Origin of the sequence: Gordonia humi (genome assembly GCF_014197435.1) — a bacterium.
Taxonomy (GTDB): domain Bacteria; phylum Actinomycetota; class Actinomycetes; order Mycobacteriales; family Mycobacteriaceae; genus Gordonia; species Gordonia humi.
The window spans coordinates 4,430,923-4,449,191 of the sequence record NZ_JACIFP010000001.1 but is presented as its reverse complement, the minus strand read 5'-3'; the positions used below and the strand labels follow the sequence as shown (position 1 = coordinate 4,449,191).

The window sequence follows — 18,269 nt, the reverse complement described above, 5'->3', positions numbered from 1 at the left end:
GATAGGTGACATCTGATCTGGCTTGCCTGGGAAGGCCGGCCTGGAAGGATGACCATCGTGCCCAAGCCTTATCCGAAAGAGTTCCGTGATGACGTGGTTCGGGTTGCCCGGGACCGTGAAATCGGTGTGACGATCGAGCAGATTGCGAAGGACTTCGGGGTGCACCCGATGACCTTGCAGAAGTGGATGCGCCGCGCCGATATCGACGACGGCAACAAGCCCGGGGTGACGAGCGGGCAGTGGGCGGAGCTACGGGAAGCGAACAAGCGAATCCGGTTGCTGGAGCAGGAGAATGAGGTCCTGCGCAGAGCCGCGGCGTATCTGTCGCAGGCGAACCTGCCGGGAAAAGGCTCTACCCGCTCGTGACAGAGCTCGCCGAAGCTGGGATTCCTGTGACGGTGACGTGCCGGGTGCTTAAGCTCTCCCGCCAGCCTTACTACCGGTGGCTCAAAGACCCGGTCACCACCTCTGATCGTGTCGAAGCGCAACGGGCGGATGCCCTGTTCGACGCCCATCGTGATGACCCGGAGTTCGGGTACCGGTTCCTCGCCGATGAAGCAGAACATGCTGGTCAGCCGATGAGCTCACGAACGGCCTGGCGGATCTGCTCGGCCAATCGGTGGTGGTCGAGCTTCGGGAAGAAGCCTGGCCGGGCCGGCAAAACACCGGGCCCGCCGGTGCATGACGACCTGGTCGAACGCAACTTCACCGCCGACGCACCCGATCAACTGTGGTTCACCGACATCACCGAGCACTGGACCGACGAGGGCAAACTGTATCTCTGCGCGATCAAAGACGCCTGCTCCGGTCGTATCGTCGGATACAGCATCGACTCCCGCATGCAGTCCGGCCTGGCCGTGAATGCGCTCAACAACGCCATCGCCCGCCGAGAAGGCAGCGTTGCCGGTTGTGTTGTCCACTCGGACAGGGGATCTCAATTCCGTGCACGGAAGTTTGTGTTCGCATTGAATCGGCACGGTCTGGTCGGATCGATGGGGCGGGTCGGTGCTGCTGGGGACAACGCCGCGATGGAATCGTTCTTTGCGCTGCTGCAACGCAACGTTCTCGACCGCCAACGCTGGGCCACCCGTGAACAGCTGCGGATCGCGATCGTCACCTGGATCGAACGGACCTACCACCGCCGACGTCGGCAAGCCCGCCTGGGCCGGTTGACACCTATCGAATTCGAGGCCATTCTCAACACCGCCGCGCTCACCGCGGCATGACACCGAAACTGTCACCTATCCGTGCAGCAGACCCGGCACCGACCTGGCCCACTCGTCTTGGCTTGATTAGGAGCTTGTCCGCCGTTCGCCGGCGTGACCCCTCACAGTGCTGCCGCGACCTGTGACCTTCACCCAGGCCGATGCCTTCCACGATGACTTCAACAGGAAGGACAACCGCAATGGCCATGCTCGCAGAGGACTACGACTTCGTCATCGGTGGCGATCCGGACCGCGACACGATCGACCTCGCCGTACTCGATACCGGCACCGGGCGCGTGCTCGCCCACGTGGCTGAGGCGGCAGATGGCGCTGGTTACGAACGGATGCTCACCTGGGCCGACGAACACGCTCCTGGTCGGCGGATCTGGGCATTGGAAGGGACCGGCAGCTTCGCTGCCAGCCTGGCCGCTGTCCTCATCGATGCCGACGAGACAGTAGCCGAGGTCGGCGCTCTCAAACGGTCCCACGGTGCTAAAAACGATCGTATCGACGCTATCCGCGCCGCACGCCAGGCACTGGCTCGAGATGAGCAGGGCGCGCCGAGAGCCGGCGGCCTACGCGAAGCGTTACGAATGGTATTCGCTTGTCGGGAAGGTGTTTTGGTCAGCCGGACCAAGGCCATCAACGAGCTCAAGAGCCTGATCGTCGTTGCACCCGAACAGATCCGTGCGCAGTTGCGCGGACGGACGCTGCGCAGCCAGCTCACCCGGATCGAAGAGCTACAAGTTTCAGCGACAGCATCGATCGAGCACCGCCTGTGCGTGTTCAGCCTGCAGTCCATCGCTGCGCGAGTGAAGTTCTTGTTTACTCAACTGGCAGAGCTCGATCCCCAGCTGCTGGAGCTGATCAAGCAGCACCCGGCAGGACCAGTCCTGCTTGACGAGCCCGGTGTCGGCCCGGTGGTCGCCGCGCAACTGCTGATCAGCTGGTCCCACCACGGACGCGTCCGCAACGAAGCAGCCTTCGCATCGCTGGCCGGCGTCGCCCCTCTTGAAACAAGCAGCGGACAACACTCCCGGCACCGACTCAACCGCGGTGGCGACCGCGCACTGAACCGCGCCCTACACACGGTCGCCATCACTCGGATGAGGTGCCACCCCGAGACCCGTGCCTACGAGATTCGACGCACCGCCGAGGGCAAAACACACCGCGACATCCGACGCTCCGTCAAGCGCGCACTCGCTCGACGCCTCTACCGACGAATCGAAGCCGCAGCCCAGCTCGTGACCACGCCCGCAGCGGCTTGACATACATAGGAGCGTCGAACGGATTGTTACGTCAGTACTTCCCGAAGGGCACGGACCTGTCCCGGTGGTCCGCCGACGACCTCGAAGCCGTCGCTCTCGCGCTCAACAACCGGCCCCGCAAGAGCCTGGGCTGGCGCACTCCCGCCGAGGTGTTCGCCGAGCAGCTATGCTCGATCCAACAACCCGGTGTTGCAACGACCGATTGAACGCGCCCAATACGTTTCGTTCGCCTATTCGGACGCTCTGCTCGCCGCGGGAGTTACGGCTTCAGTAGGTACCGTCGGCGATAGCTACGATAACGCGCTGGTCGAGACAGTGAACGGCCTATACAAGGCGGAGTTGATCTACTCCAAGCGGATCTGGGAGTCAGTCAGCGAGGTTGAGCTCGCCACGATGGGCTGGGTCCACTGGTGGAACACCTCCCGGCTCCACGAAGCTCTCGGCTACCGCACCCCGGCGAACGTCGAAGCGACCTACACTCACACCACGACGACCGCGACCGTGTAACCACGGAACGAAACCCAGGGCGCTTCAGTACTCGCACATCAGCATGCGATACCTGGAATCCGGCGACTTCGCGCGGGTGCCCCTCGACCGGCTCAAGCCCACACACATCGAAGCGCTGATCGTGGAGAAGCGTCGCGAGGGGTACGCGGACTCGACCCTCCGGTCCATGTATGCGGTGGTCCGCGCTGCGCTCGATGGTGCGGTGCGTGACGGGCTGATCGCCAAGAACCCGGCTGCATCGGTGTCGCGTCCTCGCATCGACCGTGAAGAGGCGCGCGTACTCACCCCTGAGGACGTCCGTCGGCTCCTGGAAGACGCGCGCACGAGCGTTACTACGTCGCTGTGCTGCTACTCGCACAGAGCAGCCTCAGGCGCGGTGAGGCAGCGGGGCTCATGTGGTCGGACGTGGACCTCGACAAGCGAGAGATCAGTATTTGCCACACCCTGACTCGGGTGAACGGGGAGCACGTTCTGTCTGCGCCCAAGACGAAACGCTCGCGGCGTCGTATCCCGATCACTGACGAGATGGTGCGCGAACTGCGGTCGCTGAGGAAGCGCCAACTCGAGGAGCGGTTGAAGGCTGGCACGGCATGGTGATGACGAGATGGTGTTCACCAACCACCTCGGTGACTTCGTCTCCGCCCAGAACCTCTTGCCGGTCGTACACGCTGCTGCCCAGAACGGGGGAGTGGCCGATCCCGAGTCGATCACGCCCCACACCCTGCGTCACTCGGCGGCGACTGCGTGGCTCGAAGCCGGGGTGCACGTTCGCGCGGTCGCGGACCTGCTCGGTCACTCGTCCGTGACGTCCACGCTTTCGACCTACGCTCACGTGCTGCCGGGCTCGTCTCGAAGCGCCGTCGAACAACTCGCCGAGGCACAGCGAGGGAGTAAGGGCGTAAACGAAGGGCGTACGGAGACGCCTGGGGCGATTCGATCCCTGCCCTGACGTGGCGGAGGCCCTTCGTTAGATCTATATCCGCAGGTAGAAAATAGGTTGTGCGCTTTTCGACAGACACATACAGTAGTTCGAGTAAGTGACACGCCCCTCTCGGCGTGTGGTGGAGATTCGGAACGGAAGGAGTCGCAGAAATGATCAAGAACACTTGGCATCAGGCACTAGAAGCCAGTGCACCAGCAGGAGCTGTGGCGCGAGAGCGCCGGCGATTCCCCTCGACCCGTTCAGGCTATCGACAGCCGTTCCGAACCCCCTAGTCACGCGTCACACACAGTCACGCACTAGACGGAACAGACGAGGCCACGGCGAATCGCGACAGCGGACCCGTGGCCCATTCGTTTCACCGAGCGAGTCGGCCGGGGTTCTTCTCCACACGAACACCCGTTCATCACATGATGAGAGAGCCCGACTTACATGAGTACCCCCACCCTTTCCCAGAACACGACCGGGCGACAAGCCGTCGAGCTTCCGTGCCAGAGCGCGAACGCCGACCTCTGGTTCGCTGAAGCCCCCGTCCACCTCGAACAGGCCAAAGCGCTCTGCCAGGAGTGCCCGCTCCGCGTCCAGTGCCTCGAAGTCGCCCTCGAGAACGCCGAGCCGTGGGGTGTGTGGGGCGGCGAGATCTTCTCCGCCGGGGCGGTCGTCGCGCGTAAGCGGCCCCGCGGCCGTCCGCGGAAGAACCCGGCCGCATGAGGCCGGACGTCCTCGGGACGCCGGTGGGAACCGACTGATGGTTCCCACCGGCGTTCCGAGCGGATGACTGAATCGACTGCCCGGGTCGGCGGGACGCGGTCAGGCGATGCCCGGCACCCAGTCGGCCATGATCTTCCGGTACGGTGCCTCCGCGTTCAGCTGGGCGGCGATGCCGACGCAGCCGATGAGGACGCGGAACACCATCACGTATTCACGCGGCACATTGAGATTGCGGGAGGTCTTGTAGACGTCGCCGGTGATGTCGGTGGCCTGCCCCGCGGCACGCTGCAGCCAGGTGCGGGTGAAGTGGAAGGTGTCGCTGTAGAGCGGATCCACATAGGGCTGAAGGTAGTTCGCGAGATCGTCGGCGGTCACCCGGTCGGCGTGGGTGGGACGGATGAACTCGGTCTCGACCATGAGGTCGCGGAGTTCGTCGTAGCGCTTGTCTCGGGCCAGGGCGAGGATCTCGCCGGTCTTGGCGGGCAGGCCGTCGGGATAGTGGCCGATGGCACCGAAGTCGAGGATGCCGAACCGTCCGTCGTCGAGGACGAAGAAGTTGCCCGGGTGCGGGTCGCCGTGCAGGAGACCGACGCGGGCCGGGGAACTCACCTCGAAGGTCGTCATCTTGGTGGCGGCCGCGTTGCGCTCGTCCTGGGTGCCCTCCACGATGATCTTCGACAGACGCGTTCCGTCGACCCATTCGGATACGATCACCTTGGGCGCGCTGGCGACCACTTTGGGCACGACGAAGTCGGGGTCGCCGTCGAAGGCCTTGGCGAACGCGCGCTGGTTGTTCGCCTCGGACACGTAGTCGAGTTCGTCCTCGGTACGCTCGATCAGCTCGTCGAACATCCCCTTGACGTCGGTGCCGGGCGACAGCCTCTGGATGAGGCCCGACATGCGGCTGAGCGTCTTCAGATCGGCCTTCAACGCGTGGTCGGCGCCCGGGTACTGGACTTTGACGGCGACGGCGCGGCCGTCCTTCCAGACCGCGCGGTGCACCTGGCCGATGCTCGCCGACGCGGCCGCCTCGTCGTCGAACGACTCGAACCGTTCGCGCCAGCGGGTGCCGAGCTGCTGATCGAGGACCTTGTGCACGGTGGCGGCCGGCATCGGCGGGGCCTCCGCCTGCAGCTTGGTGAGGGCTTCGCGGAACGGCTCGCCGTACTCGTCGGGGATCGCGGCTTCCATGATCGACAGGGCCTGACCGACCTTCATCGCGCCGCCCTTGAGCTCGCCGAGTACGGAGAACAACTGCTCCGCGGTCTTGTTCATGAGCTCGGCGTTGACTTCGTCCTTGCTCTTGCCGGTCATGCGCTTACCGAATCCGCCGACGGCGCGACCGGCCATGCCCAGTGGCAGCGAGGCCAGTTTCGCGTTGCGTCTGCCGGAACCGCGTGTGATGTCGCTCATGGTGTCCTTTCCCCGGCACTCAGGATAGTGGAAGCTGTAACCGGTCGTACGAGTGAACTGGGCTACAGCTGCCCCCGGCAGTATCCGCACCGCGCGTGCGGGGCGATGACGTGCGAGGACATCCGGGTCGGACCGACCGCGTACTCGAACGTTCGACCGACGGCCGTCGGCAGTCCCGGACTGCCCGACGTGCGGAGCGCGACGATCTCGTCGACATGCGCGACGGCGGTCGCGACCGTCGCCTGGCGCACCGTGGCCGGAGCCGACCCGGACATCCTCGACAAGGACGCCGCCAGTACCGGCCACTGCGGATCGAGATCGGCGCGATGGAGGTCGATGCAGTGCAGGCAGCTCGACATACCGGGTAGCACCAGCGGGCCGACGACGCCGACACCGTCGCGGAGATGAACGCTCAGATGCGGTGTGCCCGCCTCCATGAGGGCGGCGATCTGCGTCGGGTCGGGGACCGGGCGGTCGACGAGGACGACGAGACCGGTCCCGCGATCGACGTCGTCCACATCGTGGCCTGCCGACCGCAGCGCGGCGGCCAGCCCGGCGGCGAGGTCGCCGGTACCGGACACGTGAACCGGCAGTGGGCGGCGCGGACACGGGAGTGCTGCCTTGCCGGTGGCGACGAGCGGTTCCAGCAGGGCCCGAAACGACGCGGCGTCGAGGCCCGCCGCACGCACGCGTTTGGCTATCTCCCGGTACGACACCGGAACCCGGATCGACTGGAGCAGGTCGGCCACGGCTCGTGGATCGACTCCGGCGGGCGGACGCAGAACGACGGCCGATGTCGGATCGCAGCCGACATGAACTCCCGAGTCCAGGCGGGCCAGCACCGGTGTCCCCGGTGCCAGCACTGGCAGTGTCCGATCGCCCCCCGACGTCATACCGGTCACAGTGTCACGGCGCGACCGATCCGTCGAGAGCGAATTCCACAGGCGCGCGACCGCGAGCGGCGGGGTCAGGAGGAGGCGTCGTCCTCGCCGCGCTCCTCCTTCTCCTTCTCCTTGGCGATGGTGCGTTCGAGTTCGGCGATCGGATCGTCGAAGGTCGACGTGCCGCCGCCGATCACCGAGTCGATGAAGCCTGCGGGCGCGTCGATGTCGTCGGCGTCGGGCAGCAGGTCGGGGTGGCCCCAGACCCCGTCGCGCGTGGTCACGTCGGACGCTTCGGCGAGTCTGCGCCACAGGTCGGCGGCCTCGCGGAGCTTGCGTGGACGCAGGTCCAGACCGATCAGAGTGGCGAACGTCTGCTCGGCGGGTCCGCCCGTGGCGCGGCGTCGACGCATGGTCTCGGTGAGGGCCGCGGTCGCCGGGATCCGGTCGCCGAGAGCATCGGAGACGACGGTCTCGACCCAGCCCTCGATCAGCGCCAGGAGGGTCTCGAGGCGGCTGAGCGCGGCCTGCTGCTCGGGTGTGGTCTTCGGCTCGAACGCTGCCGCCGACCCCATCAGCTCCTCCATCTTCTCGTGGTTGGTGAACAGTTCCTGCGGGTCGATGCCCTGCGCCAGATCCTGCATTCCGGAGAAGTCGATGCTGATGCCGCGCGCGTACTGCTCGACGGTGGCGAGGAGACGTTGCTTGAGCCACGGGACGTGCGAGAACAGACGGACGTGCGCGGCTTCCCGGGCGGCGACGAAGACGATGATCTCCTGCGCGGGCAGGTCGAGCCCCTCCGAGAAACGGGCGATCGCCTCGGGAAGCAGCACACCGGTGTTCTCCGGGGCCAGCGGCAGACCGATGTCGGTGGAGGTCAGAACGTCCTTGGCGAGCGTGCCGAGACCCTGACCGAGCTGACTGCCGTACATGCTTCCCGACAGTTGACCGAGCATGCCCATCATCGGGCCGGCCATCGCCTTGGCCTCTTCGGGCAGGTTGTCGGTCATACCGCGGGCCATCTGCTCGGCGATCGGATCGCAGAGCGTCCGCCAGGTCGGCATCGTGTTCTCCAGCCAGTCGACGGGTGTCCACGCCGCGGTGGTGGTGATGCCCGCGGGCAGGGTCGTCTGATCGTCGAGCCACAGTTCGGCCAGGCGCACGGCGTCGGCGACGGCGGTCGCCTCCTTCTCGAGCATCGGGGTGAACGAGCCGATCTGCTGCCGCGCGAGGTTCGCCGCGACCTCGTAGTTCACCGCGCCCGACGGTCCGCCCTGACCCATGCCCGCGCCCATGCCGCTGAACATGCTGCCGAGCTGATTGAACAGTTGACCGAGCATATCCGGGTCGAATCCGCCCGCCGGGCCCTGATTCCGGCCGTTGTCGTCGTGGTCGTCGTCGCCCGAGCCGCTCGAGGAGAATCCGAAGGGGAGATCGTTCATGTCTCCACGGTACCGTCCGCACACGCGATCCTGTCGGGCTCGGCGCGGCGGACTCGATTACCCTGGGCCCAATGATGAGCAATCCCAGCCACCGCAGGATGATCACCATCTATGTGGCGGTCGCTCTGCTGGCGGTGTTCATCGGCCTCGGCATGTTCGTCCGCGTCCCCTATGTGGCGCTCGGCCCGGGACCGACCGTGAACACCCTCGGAACCATCGAGACCGAGCAGGGGCCGCAGCGAGTGGTGACGGTGGACGGCGCCGTCGACCCGAATCCGAAGGGGCACCTGAATCTGACGACGGTGTCGCTGCTCGACGGGCTGACGCTCTTCCAGGCGATCGGCAAGTGGCTGTCGCCGTCGTCGGAGCTGCAGCCACGCGAACTCCAGTACAAGCCGGGGCAGAGCCAGGACGAGGTGCGGCAGGAGAATCTGCAGCAGATGACGACTTCGGAGGACGATGCGACCCTCGCCGCACTCAACTTCTTGAACAAGCCGACCGCGGTGGGCGTCAAGGAGGTCGTCGACAAGGGGCCCGCCTCCGGGGTGCTGCGTGAGGGCGACCGCATCACCTCCATCGGCGGCACCGCGGTGACGACGATGGAGGAGATGAGCGCCGCGATCGGTCACCGCGAGCCGGGAGAGACCGTCGACGTCGAGTTCCTCCGCGACGGGAAGCCGCAGACCGCCCAGGTGAAGCTGAGCGAACGCCCGGATCGGCCGGGTGCGGCCTACATCGGGGTGACGATGCGCTCGGTCCCCGCCGACCCGCGACTGGATGTGACCTTCGACATCGGAGACATCGGCGGACCGTCGGCGGGCACCATGATGACGTTGGCGATCATCGATCAGATGACGCCCGGCGACCTGTCGCACGGTGAGTTCGTGGCGGGCACCGGCACCATCGACCCGTCCGGCAAGGTCGGTCCGATCGGCGGCATCGACCACAAGATCAAGGCGGCCAAGGATGCGGGCGCCACCGTGTTCCTGGTGCCGTCGGAGAACTGCTCGCTGGCCACGTCGAAGGCGCCTGACGGCATCGAGCTGGTCAAGATCGACACCCTTACCGGCGCGGTCGACGCGTTGAACACGCTCGGCACGGACAAGCCGCGCCCGCACTGTTAGCGCGCGTCGTTCAGAACGTCGACGCCAGGGCGTCCAGCACGTTGGGGGCGAGCGTCGGATGGGTTCGCAGATCGGCTTCGACGGCCGGGTCCTCACCCTCGCGTGCCCGCAACGACAGCAGGGCCATGCGCTGACCCGTGCGCAGCACCCCGGCGATGAGTCGGGCGTCGCGACGCTCCGGGTGAGTGTGGGCGGCATCGCGTGCGGCGGCGTCCGCGGCCTCCGGATCGGCCAGCAGAGGCTCGAACGCGTCATCGAGGGCCGACTCCGCATCGGGAGGGAGCACCGTGATCTCGGTGACGATCGCGCAGCCGACCACCGCGTCCGGCCAGGAGACGGAGGTCAGGAGCTCTTCGAGGTCGACGTCGCCGGACTCCTGGACGATCGGGCTCAGTGCCGAGTCGTCGGCGGCGTCGACGAGATCGGGCGCCTGCTCGGCGAGCAGCGAGGTCGGGACCAGTCCGAACAGGACCGCCGGAGACCCCCACGGACCCGCCGCGACGTAGCCCGCGCACTGGGCGAGTGCGTTGCCGAGATCGGCCTGAGAGAATCGTTGGAAAGACGAGGCGCCAGAAGTCACCACGCCATTGTCACAGCCCGCGCCGCACAAGGTGCAGGCAGCCGGTTTCGTCGGATCAGTAGTGTGGTGCACAGAGCCGGTGCCTGCTCCGGTGGCTTCCGATGAAACAGGAGACCTCAACGTGGTTGCTTCGCGTGGTCCGATACGACGACCTACGCTGTCCCGCCGATCGAAGATACTGATCGGAATCGGTGTCGCGCTTCTGCTGATACTGCTGATCGGTCCGAGGCTGGTGTCGCTGATCACCGACTGGCTCTGGTACTCGGACCTGGGCTATTCGAACGTCATGTCCACCATGGTGTGGACGCGCGTCGTGTCGTTCATCGTCGCGGGCATCGTCGTCGGCGGCATCGTGTTCGCCGGTGTGTACGCCGCCTACCGCGGCCGCCCGGACTTCGTGCCGATGTCCGGTCCCGGTGATCCGTTGGAGCGGTACCGGGCCGTCGCCGGCGCCAAGCCGTGGCTCACCGCACTGATCCCGGCCGTCCTGGTCGGACTGATCGGCGGACTCATCGGACAGGCGTCCTGGACGACCATCCAGACGTTCCTGCACGCCGAGTCGTTCGGCGAGAAGGACCCGCAGTTCGGGATGGACATCGGGTTCTACGCGTTCACGCTGCCGTTCATCCGGCTGGTGCTCAACCTCGCGTTCGTCGCGGTGGGCATCGCCTTCGTCGGCAATCTGTTGACGCACTACGTCTTCGGCGGCATCCGCCTGGGCGGCGGCGGTCGACGCGGGATGGTGTCGAACAGCGCGCGCATCCAGCTCGCCGTGATCATCGGCCTGTTCATCCTGCTGAAGGCGGTGGGCTACTGGCTCGACCGGTACGACCTGCTCAGCAGTGATCGCCGAGGCGACATCTTCACCGGCGGCACCTACACCGACATCAACGTGATGCTGCCCGCCAAGCTGATCCTGATGGCGATCGCGATCGTGTGCGCGTTGGCGTTCTTCGCCGCCGTGTTCCTGCGCGATCTGCGGATCCCGGCCATGGCCACCGTTCTGATGCTGCTGTCGGCGCTGGTCATCGGCGTCATCTGGCCCGCCGCGATGGAACAGTTCTCGGTCAAGCCGAGCGCGGCGACCAAGGAGGCCGACTACATCAGTCGCAACATCGCGGCGACCACTTCTGCCTACCGGATCCGGGAGGGCAAGGAGGTCGAGTACGAGCCGAACTGGACGCAGGACCCCGCGACGCCCGCCGCGGTCAACGGCGACGTCGCCACGTTGTCGAACATCCGTGTCCTCGATCCGGCCGTCGTCTCGAAGGCCTTCGTGCAGCGCCAGTCGCTTCGCAACTTCTACGGCTTCCCCAGCCAGCTGGCCGTCGACCGGTACATGGTGGCCGACGACGGTGGCGGCCCGCAGAAGCAGATGCGCGACTTCGTCGTCGCCGCGCGTGAGCTCGACCCGTCGAGGTTCAACGAGGATCAGCAGAACTGGATCAACAAGCACACCGTGTACACGCACGGCAACGGATTCATCGCCGCGCCCGCCAACACGGTCGACGCGCCGCCGACCGACGCGGCGAGCTCGGACAGCGGCGGTCTGCCCAAGTTCTACGTCTCGGACCTGAACACGATCGGCAAGCCGGATTACAAGGACGCGCCGATCCAGGTGAAGCAGCCGCGCATCTACTTCGGCGAGCTCATCGCCAACGTCGACCCCGACTATGCGATCGTCGGATCGGAGAACGGCGACAAGAAGGAGTACGACTCCGACGACGTCCGCTACACGTACACCGGCGGTGGCGGCGTCTCGCTCGGAAACTTCGGTTCCCGACTCTTGTACGCAATCAAGTACGGCGAGCGGAACTTCCTGTTGTCGGATGCGATCAACGGGAACTCCCGGATCCTCTACAACCGTGATCCCCGGGACCGCGTGTCGAAGGTCGCGCCGTGGTTGAAGACCGATTCGAAGACGTATCCGGCGGTCATGGCCGACGGATCGATCAAGTGGATCGTCGACGGCTACACGACGTTGAAGAGCTACCCGTACGCGCAGCAGATGCCGCTGGCGGCGGCCACGACCGATTCGCGGGCACAGACCGCGGGCCAGTCGGGTCGGACGCAGGTCGACGAGGACGTCGCATACGTCCGCAATTCGGTGAAGGCCACCGTCGACGCGTACACGGGCAAGGTGGAGCTGTATCAGTTCGACGAGAGCGATCCCGTCCTCAAGACCTGGATGAAGGTGTTCCCCGGGACGGTCAAGCCCAAGTCGGAACTGGCCAAGCAGACCGACCTGATGAATCACCTCCGCTACCCGGAGGACCTGTTCAAACTGCAGCGGGAACTGCTGACGAAGTATCACGTCCGGAACTCGTCCGACTTCTATCAGGCGAACAACTTCTGGTCGGTGCCGAGCGATCCGGTCGCCGATGACAGCAACCTGCCGCAGCCGCCGTACTACTTCACCGCGGCGAGTCCGAACAACGACAAGCCGTCCTTCCAGTTGACGTCGGTCACGACGCCGCTGCGCCGCCAGAACCTGGCCGCGTACATCACGGCGGCGTCCGACCCGGACGACTACGGCAAGTTGACCGTCAAGATGACGCCGACCAGCGGTCAGCAGACCGAGGGGCCGCGGCAGGTGTTCGAGGCGTTGAAGAGCGCCGTCGCGCGGGAGATCACCCTCGTCGCGGGGTCGGTCAACGTCATCTACGGCAACCTGTTGACGCTGCCGGTCGGTAAGAACGGCGTGCTGTACGTGCAGCCGGTGTACACCGAGTCGAAGGCCGCCGACTCGGCGATGCCGAAGGTCTTCCGGATGTTGACCTACTACAAGACGCCTGCGGGCAAGGTCGAGATCGGAGCGGCTCCGACCATCGGCGAGGCGTTGATGCAGTCCGGCATCGATCCGCGTCTGGCGACCGAACCGGAGGCCGAGCGTCCGGAGGGCGATCAGGGCGAGCAGCAGACGCCCGGTGGCACGACCGCGCAGCCGACTCCGCCGTCCGATACTCCGAACGAGGCGTCCGTCGAGGCGCTTCAGAAGGCCGTCGATCAGATGACGGAGGCGGAGAAGAGCGGTGACCTCGGGAAGATCGGCGATGCGCTGAAGAATCTCAAGGAAGCCCTCGCGAAGTACAACGGCGGCAACTGACCGAGTCCGAACGCAACGGTGCCCGCCCCGATCGTCGTCGGGGAGGGCACCGTCGTCGTTGGCGGCTGCTTCAGCGCACCTTGGCCAGGTACCGTTCGATCTCTGCCGGAGTGTTGTCGGGCAGCACCGGCGAATGGTGCAGGTGTCGCGTGAGATATCCGAAGATCATCGCCGAGAACACCAGGCTGCCGAGTGCGAGCACCCCGTAGGTGATGTTCATCGTCTGGTTGGCGGGCAGGTCGGACAGGGTGATCAGCCACAGGGCCGAGAGCGCCCCGCCCACGAGGAGAAGGACGAACGCGAGGAGGCCCATCGGGTGATTGCCGTGGGACTCGTGACGGTGGATATCAGAGTTTGACATGTCGCCTCCTGAGGTTGCGTGGGCCGTGGAGTCGGTCCGTGTGGTCTCACCATACCTCCCTGTGAGAGAAGTCACATCAACGAATATTGTCATATTTGCTCACCGGGGGGCCTCTGGGACTCGGAGAATCAGGGTGGTCGGCTTTAGGGTTCACCCATCGGGTTGTCGGGATCTGATGTGTCGCATTGGAGGTCGGGCATGCCGCCACTCTCTCGCCTGGTGAAGGCGCAGCTCGTGATCGTCGTCGTGCTCGGGCTCGTCGCTGCACTCTACGGGGGTGTCCGGTACGCGCGGATGGATGAGGCCGTCGGCGTCGGTGTGTACCGGGTGAGTGTCCAGATGGAACAGGCCGGTGGCCTGTTTCCGGAAGCTCAGGTCACCTATCGCGGCGTCGCGGCCGGCCGCGTACGCGATATGGCGATGACCGCCGACGGTGTCGAGGTGACACTGGTCCTCGACTCCGGCGGTGAGCAGATTCCCGACAGCGCGGTGGCCGTGGTCGCGAACCGGTCCGCGATCGGCGAGCAGTACCTCGATCTGCAGCCGACGACGCACGGCGGCCCGTACCTGCACGACGGGTCGGTGATCCACGATGTCCGCTATCCGCCGGAGCTCGACGACGTGCTGTCGTCGACGATCGCCCTCACCAAGACGATTCCCACCGACGCACTGCGGACCACGATCACCGAGCTGGGCAAGGCCTTCGACGGCAAGGGCGAGGATCTGACCAGGCTCGTCGACGCTCTCGGAGACCTGTCGAAGACCGGAGTCGACTCGCTGGACGAGACGATCTCGCTGATCACGAACGCGAATCCGGTCCTGGAGACGCAGGCCGAGCAGTCGGATGAGATCCTCGAATGGTCGAAGGGGCTCGACGCCGTGGCCGCCACGTTGGCGTCGTCGGATCCCGCGGTCCGACGAATCCTCTCCGACGGTCCCCGTGCGGCGAGCACTCTTCAGCATTTCCTCGACAGCAACGGCGACGACGCGACCAAGCTCATCGGTCAGCTCGGCGGGACGGTCCACGCGGTGCGGCCCGCGTCGTTCGCCGCGGGGCAGTTGTTCGCGATGCTGTCGATCCTGTCCGGTCAAGGCGGCTCCACGTCGCCCGGTGACGGCGAAATTCATTTCGGGATCGTCCTCGAGACCGAGAATCCGCCGAGCTGCACACGCGGCTACGAGAGCACGACTGCCATGCTCGACGAGATCAAGCGAAAGAACCCCGACTTCGACGTCAACTACGACGACTTCCCGTTCAACACCGACGCCGGATGTTCGGTGCCGACGGGGAATCCGACGGCGGTGCGTGGCGCCAACAACGCGGATCTGGCGAATCCCGACTTCGTCCAGCCCTGGGACGACACGCCGAAGAAGGATCCGGACAAGCTGAATCTGAATCCGATCGCGACTCAGCTCGCCCGTCTGATGGGCGTGCGGACGCGGTGACGACTCCGATCGCCGCTCGGGGAGGTCGGAGTCGAGATCCCGATCACCCTGTCGGCTAGTCGATTTGCCTCTGCCGTTCACCGCTGTGTAACGTTGTCGATGCAACGCGGGGTGGAGCAGCTCGGTAGCTCGCTGGGCTCATAACCCAGAGGTCGTAGGTTCAAATCCTGCCCCCGCTACCATTCACGAAGGCCCGACCGGATTCCGGTCGGGCCTTCGTCATGTCTCACAGATCCCTGCGTGTGCGACGACGGCAGTCGCCTTGGAGCGTGGCCGGTGGACGAGCGTCCAGCCGCACAGGCGCCGCCGTCGCCGGGTGTCGACACGTCGACTCGCGACTCGGTGTCGCGGGAATCACCGTCGGACCGTCCCGGCCCGATTCGAGTCCGGGCGGGGTAGTGCGCTACGATAATGGTGCAAGAAGGCGACGCGGGGTGGAGCAGCTCGGTAGCTCGCTGGGCTCATAACCCAGAGGTCGTAGGTTCAAATCCTGCCCCCGCTACTACAGACAGTGGCCCGGACCTGATGGTCCGGGCCACTGTCGTGTTCGCTCCGTGCATCGGTGCGGGCGTTGAATGTGTGCGGTGTCGGCGCACGGTGTGGACGATGCGAAGGCAGCAGTGCTGGACACGGGTGGTCGGCCAGTCCTCGTCGATCGCTGATGGCGGGCGGCGGCCACCGTCGATCACTGGCCGATGCCGTCGACACCACGGCGATGGAAGTGTCCTCGGCTCCGGTGGGGGCCGCAACCGAGCCGCGCGAGACTCGGTCGCTCACGCGATCTCCCGAGGACGGGGCTACGAGTGGCTGGGTCCCGGTGTGAGCCGACGGAGTTGGGTGATGTGATGAGGTTCGAGCTCGGCGATGGTGCTCACTCCCAGCAGCTTCATGGTGCGGACGATCTCGGCCTCGAGGATGTCGATGGTTCGATCGACCCCTTGACGTCCACCTGCCATGAGTCCATAGAGGTAGGCCCGGCCGATCATGGTGAAACTGGCGCCGAGTGCCATGCAGGCGACGATGTCGGCCCCGGTCATGATGCCGGTGTCCACGCCGATCTCGACGTCGTTGCCTACTTCGCGCACGACCTCGGGAAGGAGATGGAACGGGACGGGTGCTCGGTCGAGTTGGCGTCCGCCGTGGTTGGACAGGACCAGGCCGTCGACGCCTCGACTAGCGAGGTCTTTGGCGTCGTCGACGTTCTGTACGCCCTTGACGACGATCTTGCCGGGCCAGATGTCTCGTATGACGTCAAGGTCGTCATATGAGATGGTCGGGTCCATGGCGGCGTCGAGCAGTTCTCCGACTGTCCCGCCGGTCGACGACAGGGACGCGAACTCCAGCTTCGGAGTGGTGAGGAAGTCGAACCACCACCAGGGGCGCACGGCCGCGTTGAGCAGGGTGCGCAGCGAAATCTGTGGGGGAATGGAGAACCCGTTTCGGTTGTCGCGCAGGCGAGCACCGGCCACGGGCGTGTCCACGGTGAAGTGGAGTGTGTCGAACTCGGCCGCCGCGGCTCGGCGAGCGAGCTCGTATGAGATCTCGCGGTCGCGCATGATGTAGAGCTGAAACCAGTTGCGGCCGGCCGGGTTGGCCGCTCGGACGTCCTCTATCGAGGTCGTGCCCAGGGTGGAGAGGGTGAAGGGGATGCCGGCGGCCGCTGCTGCGCCGGCTCCGGCCGTCTCGCCTTCGGTCTGCATCAGTCGGGTGAAGCCGGTGGGGGCGATGGCGAATGGCGGGCGTGACGAGCCGCCGAGCATGGTGGTCGTGGTGTCGACATCGACGGCCGGACGCAGGATGCGGGGGTTGAACTCGACGTCCTCGAAGGCTTGGCGAGCCCGCGCCAGCGACAGCTCCTGCTCGGCCGCCCCGTCGGTGTAGTCGAACGCGGCCCGGGGCGTACGACGCTGGGCGATACGGCGCAGGTCGTAGATCGTCAGCGCCGCGTCCAAACGTCGACGTCTGGCGTTCCAGGTCGGCTTCTTGAACCGCAGGAGCTCGAAAACCTCTCGTGGACGTGGGAACTGACGTTGCACGATCGGGGCACATCCTCTCGATACGAACACGCGAGAGGGACGTCGCTAAACGGTGCGCGACCCCCGTCTCGGGTGGGATTGGTCTTCTGACGCACAGTGGTAATCCGAGATTGTAGTCGACATGGTCGTCTCCGACGCAGGTCATTCTCACGCGCTCGGCCAGCGTGCGCGAGTGAGTCGGGAAGAGTTCGGCGGTGGCGGCCGCCCGCGGCGATCGGCACGCCGCGCTGCACAAGGCGTTTCCCAACGGCTACCGAGACATCCGCGGACGCCGTCGCGTGTGTGGCGTGACATGCTCGACGCCATGATCCTGACAGTTCCGGCGCAGACCGCGCTGATCGCCGCCGCCGTGATCTTTCTGTGGGCGCTGCTCCTCGGCGCATGGAAGTTCGCTCAGATCATGCGCAGCCCGACCGGACAGGCGCACGTCTACGTCGACATCGCCCACCGTGCCGCACTGATGTATTCGTTCGCGACGGCGATGCTGGCCGTCTTCGTCCAGTTCAATGCGTGGAACACGGTGGTGAACCTAATCGCGCTGGGCGTCGTCGTGTTCTTCTTCGTCACGGCGATCGCGTCGTACTGCCTCCACGGCGCGCTGCGCGACACCGAGAATCAGATGCACCCGACCTCGCCGGTGATGACCGCGTCCATGATCGCGCTCATCGTCGGCGAGGTCGGTGGAAGCGCCGTGATCATCGCGGGCTTCATCGTCGACCAGGCGCGAACCTGGGGGTGACGCCTACAGGTAGGCGCCGCACACCGGCCACGCGCCGGGGCCCTGTGTGGCGAGAACGTTCTCGGCGACGCGGATCTGCTCCTCGCGCGAGGCGTCCGCGGGGCTGCCGGAACCGCCGTTGGCCGCCCACGTCTCGGGCGTGAACTGCAGGCCGCCGTAGTAGCCGTTGCCGGTGTTGATCGACCAGTCGCCGCCGCTCTCGCACTGTGCGACGGCGTCCCAGTCGTGTCCGGTGTCGGCGGACGCGACGGCGGCGGTGGCCGCCAGGGGTGCGATGGTCAGGGCGCCCGCGACAGCGGTGCGGATCGCGATCTTCGTGATGCTCATAGGTCGTTCCTTCCAAGTCTGCGGTGCGGGATACGGGCCGCTCGTGTGGGCCGGAGGCGACCCTACGGATCGAGAACGCCGAGGTCACGTCGACGTGAGTGGTCGCCGCCACACTTCGCTAGCTGTTGCAAGCGGTCGCGGGGGACGCGTCGTTCCTGGTCAAGCGAGTGATCGAACCGTTAT

15 protein-coding genes, 2 tRNA genes and 3 pseudogenes are annotated in these 18,269 nt (G+C 65.9%); 13 read left to right on the top strand and 7 right to left on the bottom strand.

Annotated features, from left to right (window positions below):
• Nucleotides 1–57 precede the first annotated feature (57 nt).
• From BKA16_RS20585 to BKA16_RS20555, 7 genes and pseudogenes are all read left to right on the top strand, one after another.
• Nucleotides 58–1,226, top strand: a protein-coding gene (locus BKA16_RS20585; RefSeq protein WP_183373082.1) for an IS3 family transposase whose coding sequence is annotated in 2 segments (ribosomal slippage) — nucleotides 58–342 and nucleotides 345–1,226 — 1,167 coding nt in all. Because the reading frame shifts where the segments join, the coding sequence is not laid out codon by codon here.
• 179 nt (nucleotides 1,227–1,405) lie between these two features.
• Complete coding sequence (locus BKA16_RS20580) at nucleotides 1,406–2,473, top strand: IS110 family RNA-guided transposase (protein WP_183372422.1); 1,068 nt, start codon at nucleotides 1,406–1,408, stop codon at nucleotides 2,471–2,473.
• 14 nt (nucleotides 2,474–2,487) lie between these two features.
• Nucleotides 2,488–2,679: pseudogene (locus BKA16_RS20575) on the top strand (transposase); the annotation flags it as partial.
• 4 nt (nucleotides 2,680–2,683) lie between these two features.
• A pseudogene (locus BKA16_RS20570) lies at nucleotides 2,684–2,980 on the top strand (integrase core domain-containing protein); the annotation flags it as partial.
• A 333-nt stretch (nucleotides 2,981–3,313) separates the two neighbouring features.
• Nucleotides 3,314–3,577: pseudogene (locus BKA16_RS24355) on the top strand (tyrosine-type recombinase/integrase); the annotation flags it as partial.
• Nucleotides 3,561–3,929 carry a tyrosine-type recombinase/integrase gene (locus BKA16_RS20560; RefSeq protein WP_281378504.1) on the top strand — a complete coding sequence of 123 codons (369 nt, stop codon included), beginning with the start codon at nucleotides 3,561–3,563 and terminating at the stop codon, nucleotides 3,927–3,929. The pseudogene BKA16_RS24355 and the gene BKA16_RS20560, both read left to right, overlap by 17 nt.
• Nucleotides 3,930–4,352: 423 nt before the next feature.
• The gene (locus BKA16_RS20555; RefSeq protein WP_183372419.1) at nucleotides 4,353–4,631 is read left to right on the top strand and encodes a WhiB family transcriptional regulator; all 279 of its coding nucleotides are present in this window, start codon (nucleotides 4,353–4,355) and stop codon (nucleotides 4,629–4,631) included.
• A gap of 99 nt (nucleotides 4,632–4,730) precedes the next feature.
• Here BKA16_RS20555 and BKA16_RS20550 read toward each other — a convergent pair whose 3' ends face one another.
• The 3 genes from BKA16_RS20550 to BKA16_RS20540 all read right to left on the bottom strand — a co-directional run bounded on the left by BKA16_RS20550 (nucleotide 4,731) and on the right by BKA16_RS20540 (nucleotide 8,367).
• Nucleotides 4,731–6,044 (bottom strand): ABC1 kinase family protein, encoded by a 1,314-nt coding sequence (locus BKA16_RS20550; protein ID WP_183372418.1) that lies wholly within the window; start codon nucleotides 6,042–6,044, stop codon nucleotides 4,731–4,733.
• 62 nt (nucleotides 6,045–6,106) lie between these two features.
• The gene (locus BKA16_RS20545; protein ID WP_183372417.1) at nucleotides 6,107–6,937 is read right to left on the bottom strand and encodes a hypothetical protein; all 831 of its coding nucleotides are present in this window, start codon (nucleotides 6,935–6,937) and stop codon (nucleotides 6,107–6,109) included.
• Between the two features lie 74 nt (nucleotides 6,938–7,011).
• Nucleotides 7,012–8,367, bottom strand: a complete 1,356-nt coding sequence (locus tag BKA16_RS20540) for a zinc-dependent metalloprotease (RefSeq protein ID WP_183372416.1) — start codon at nucleotides 8,365–8,367, stop codon at nucleotides 7,012–7,014.
• 71 nt (nucleotides 8,368–8,438) lie between these two features.
• On the opposite strand from BKA16_RS20540, the gene BKA16_RS20535 reads away from it, so the two are divergent.
• Nucleotides 8,439–9,491 carry a YlbL family protein gene (locus tag BKA16_RS20535; RefSeq protein ID WP_183372415.1) on the top strand — a complete coding sequence of 351 codons (1,053 nt, stop codon included), beginning with the start codon at nucleotides 8,439–8,441 and terminating at the stop codon, nucleotides 9,489–9,491.
• A gap of 10 nt (nucleotides 9,492–9,501) precedes the next feature.
• On the opposite strand, the gene BKA16_RS20530 is transcribed toward BKA16_RS20535, so the two are convergent.
• Nucleotides 9,502–10,071: a PPA1309 family protein gene (locus BKA16_RS20530; RefSeq protein ID WP_183372414.1), complete on the bottom strand. Its 570-nt coding sequence runs from the start codon at nucleotides 10,069–10,071 to the stop codon at nucleotides 9,502–9,504.
• A gap of 121 nt (nucleotides 10,072–10,192) precedes the next feature.
• Between BKA16_RS20530 and BKA16_RS20525 the strand changes: the two genes are divergently transcribed.
• Nucleotides 10,193–13,177, top strand: a complete 2,985-nt coding sequence (locus tag BKA16_RS20525) for a UPF0182 family protein (protein WP_183372413.1) — start codon at nucleotides 10,193–10,195, stop codon at nucleotides 13,175–13,177.
• Between the two features lie 70 nt (nucleotides 13,178–13,247).
• Here BKA16_RS20525 and BKA16_RS20520 read toward each other — a convergent pair whose 3' ends face one another.
• Nucleotides 13,248–13,538, bottom strand: a complete 291-nt coding sequence (locus BKA16_RS20520) for a hypothetical protein (RefSeq protein ID WP_183372412.1) — start codon at nucleotides 13,536–13,538, stop codon at nucleotides 13,248–13,250.
• Nucleotides 13,539–13,736: 198 nt separating this feature from the next.
• Here BKA16_RS20520 and BKA16_RS20515 point away from each other — a divergent pair, with 198 nt between their 5' ends.
• The 3 genes from BKA16_RS20515 (at nucleotide 13,737) to BKA16_RS20505 (ending at nucleotide 15,486) form a co-directional block, all read left to right on the top strand.
• A complete protein-coding gene (locus BKA16_RS20515) occupies nucleotides 13,737–14,984 on the top strand; it encodes an MCE family protein (protein WP_183372411.1) in 1,248 nt (415 codons plus the stop codon).
• Nucleotides 14,985–15,089: 105 nt separating this feature from the next.
• A tRNA-Met gene (locus BKA16_RS20510) sits at nucleotides 15,090–15,166 on the top strand.
• Between the two features lie 246 nt (nucleotides 15,167–15,412).
• Nucleotides 15,413–15,486 (top strand) — tRNA-Met (locus BKA16_RS20505).
• 295 nt (nucleotides 15,487–15,781) lie between these two features.
• Here the strand turns inward: BKA16_RS20505 and BKA16_RS20500 are convergent.
• The gene (locus BKA16_RS20500) at nucleotides 15,782–17,023 is read right to left on the bottom strand and encodes an alpha-hydroxy-acid oxidizing protein (RefSeq protein WP_183373218.1); all 1,242 of its coding nucleotides are present in this window, start codon (nucleotides 17,021–17,023) and stop codon (nucleotides 15,782–15,784) included.
• A gap of 301 nt (nucleotides 17,024–17,324) precedes the next feature.
• Here BKA16_RS20500 and BKA16_RS20495 point away from each other — a divergent pair, with 301 nt between their 5' ends.
• Nucleotides 17,325–17,759, top strand: a complete 435-nt coding sequence (locus BKA16_RS20495) for a hypothetical protein (RefSeq protein ID WP_183372410.1) — start codon at nucleotides 17,325–17,327, stop codon at nucleotides 17,757–17,759.
• A 3-nt stretch (nucleotides 17,760–17,762) separates the two neighbouring features.
• Here BKA16_RS20495 and BKA16_RS20490 read toward each other — a convergent pair whose 3' ends face one another.
• Complete coding sequence (locus BKA16_RS20490) at nucleotides 17,763–18,086, bottom strand: transglycosylase family protein (protein ID WP_183372409.1); 324 nt, start codon at nucleotides 18,084–18,086, stop codon at nucleotides 17,763–17,765.
• Nucleotides 18,087–18,269: the final 183 nt, after the last annotated feature.

Coding starts and splice junctions, on each gene's coding strand:
- BKA16_RS20580 (WP_183372422.1), top strand. CDS start 1,406: ATGGCCATGCTCGCAGAGGACTACGACTTCGTCATCGGTGGCGATCCG.
- BKA16_RS20555 (WP_183372419.1), top strand. CDS start 4,353: ATGAGTACCCCCACCCTTTCCCAGAACACGACCGGGCGACAAGCCGTC.
- BKA16_RS20550 (WP_183372418.1), bottom strand. CDS start 6,044: ATGAGCGACATCACACGCGGTTCCGGCAGACGCAACGCGAAACTGGCC.
- BKA16_RS20545 (WP_183372417.1), bottom strand. CDS start 6,937: ATGACGTCGGGGGGCGATCGGACACTGCCAGTGCTGGCACCGGGGACA.
- BKA16_RS20540 (WP_183372416.1), bottom strand. CDS start 8,367: ATGAACGATCTCCCCTTCGGATTCTCCTCGAGCGGCTCGGGCGACGAC.
- BKA16_RS20535 (WP_183372415.1), top strand. CDS start 8,439: ATGATGAGCAATCCCAGCCACCGCAGGATGATCACCATCTATGTGGCG.
- BKA16_RS20520 (WP_183372412.1), bottom strand. CDS start 13,538: ATGTCAAACTCTGATATCCACCGTCACGAGTCCCACGGCAATCACCCG.
- BKA16_RS20515 (WP_183372411.1), top strand. CDS start 13,737: ATGCCGCCACTCTCTCGCCTGGTGAAGGCGCAGCTCGTGATCGTCGTC.
- BKA16_RS20495 (WP_183372410.1), top strand. CDS start 17,325: ATGATCCTGACAGTTCCGGCGCAGACCGCGCTGATCGCCGCCGCCGTG.
- BKA16_RS20490 (WP_183372409.1), bottom strand. CDS start 18,086: ATGAGCATCACGAAGATCGCGATCCGCACCGCTGTCGCGGGCGCCCTG.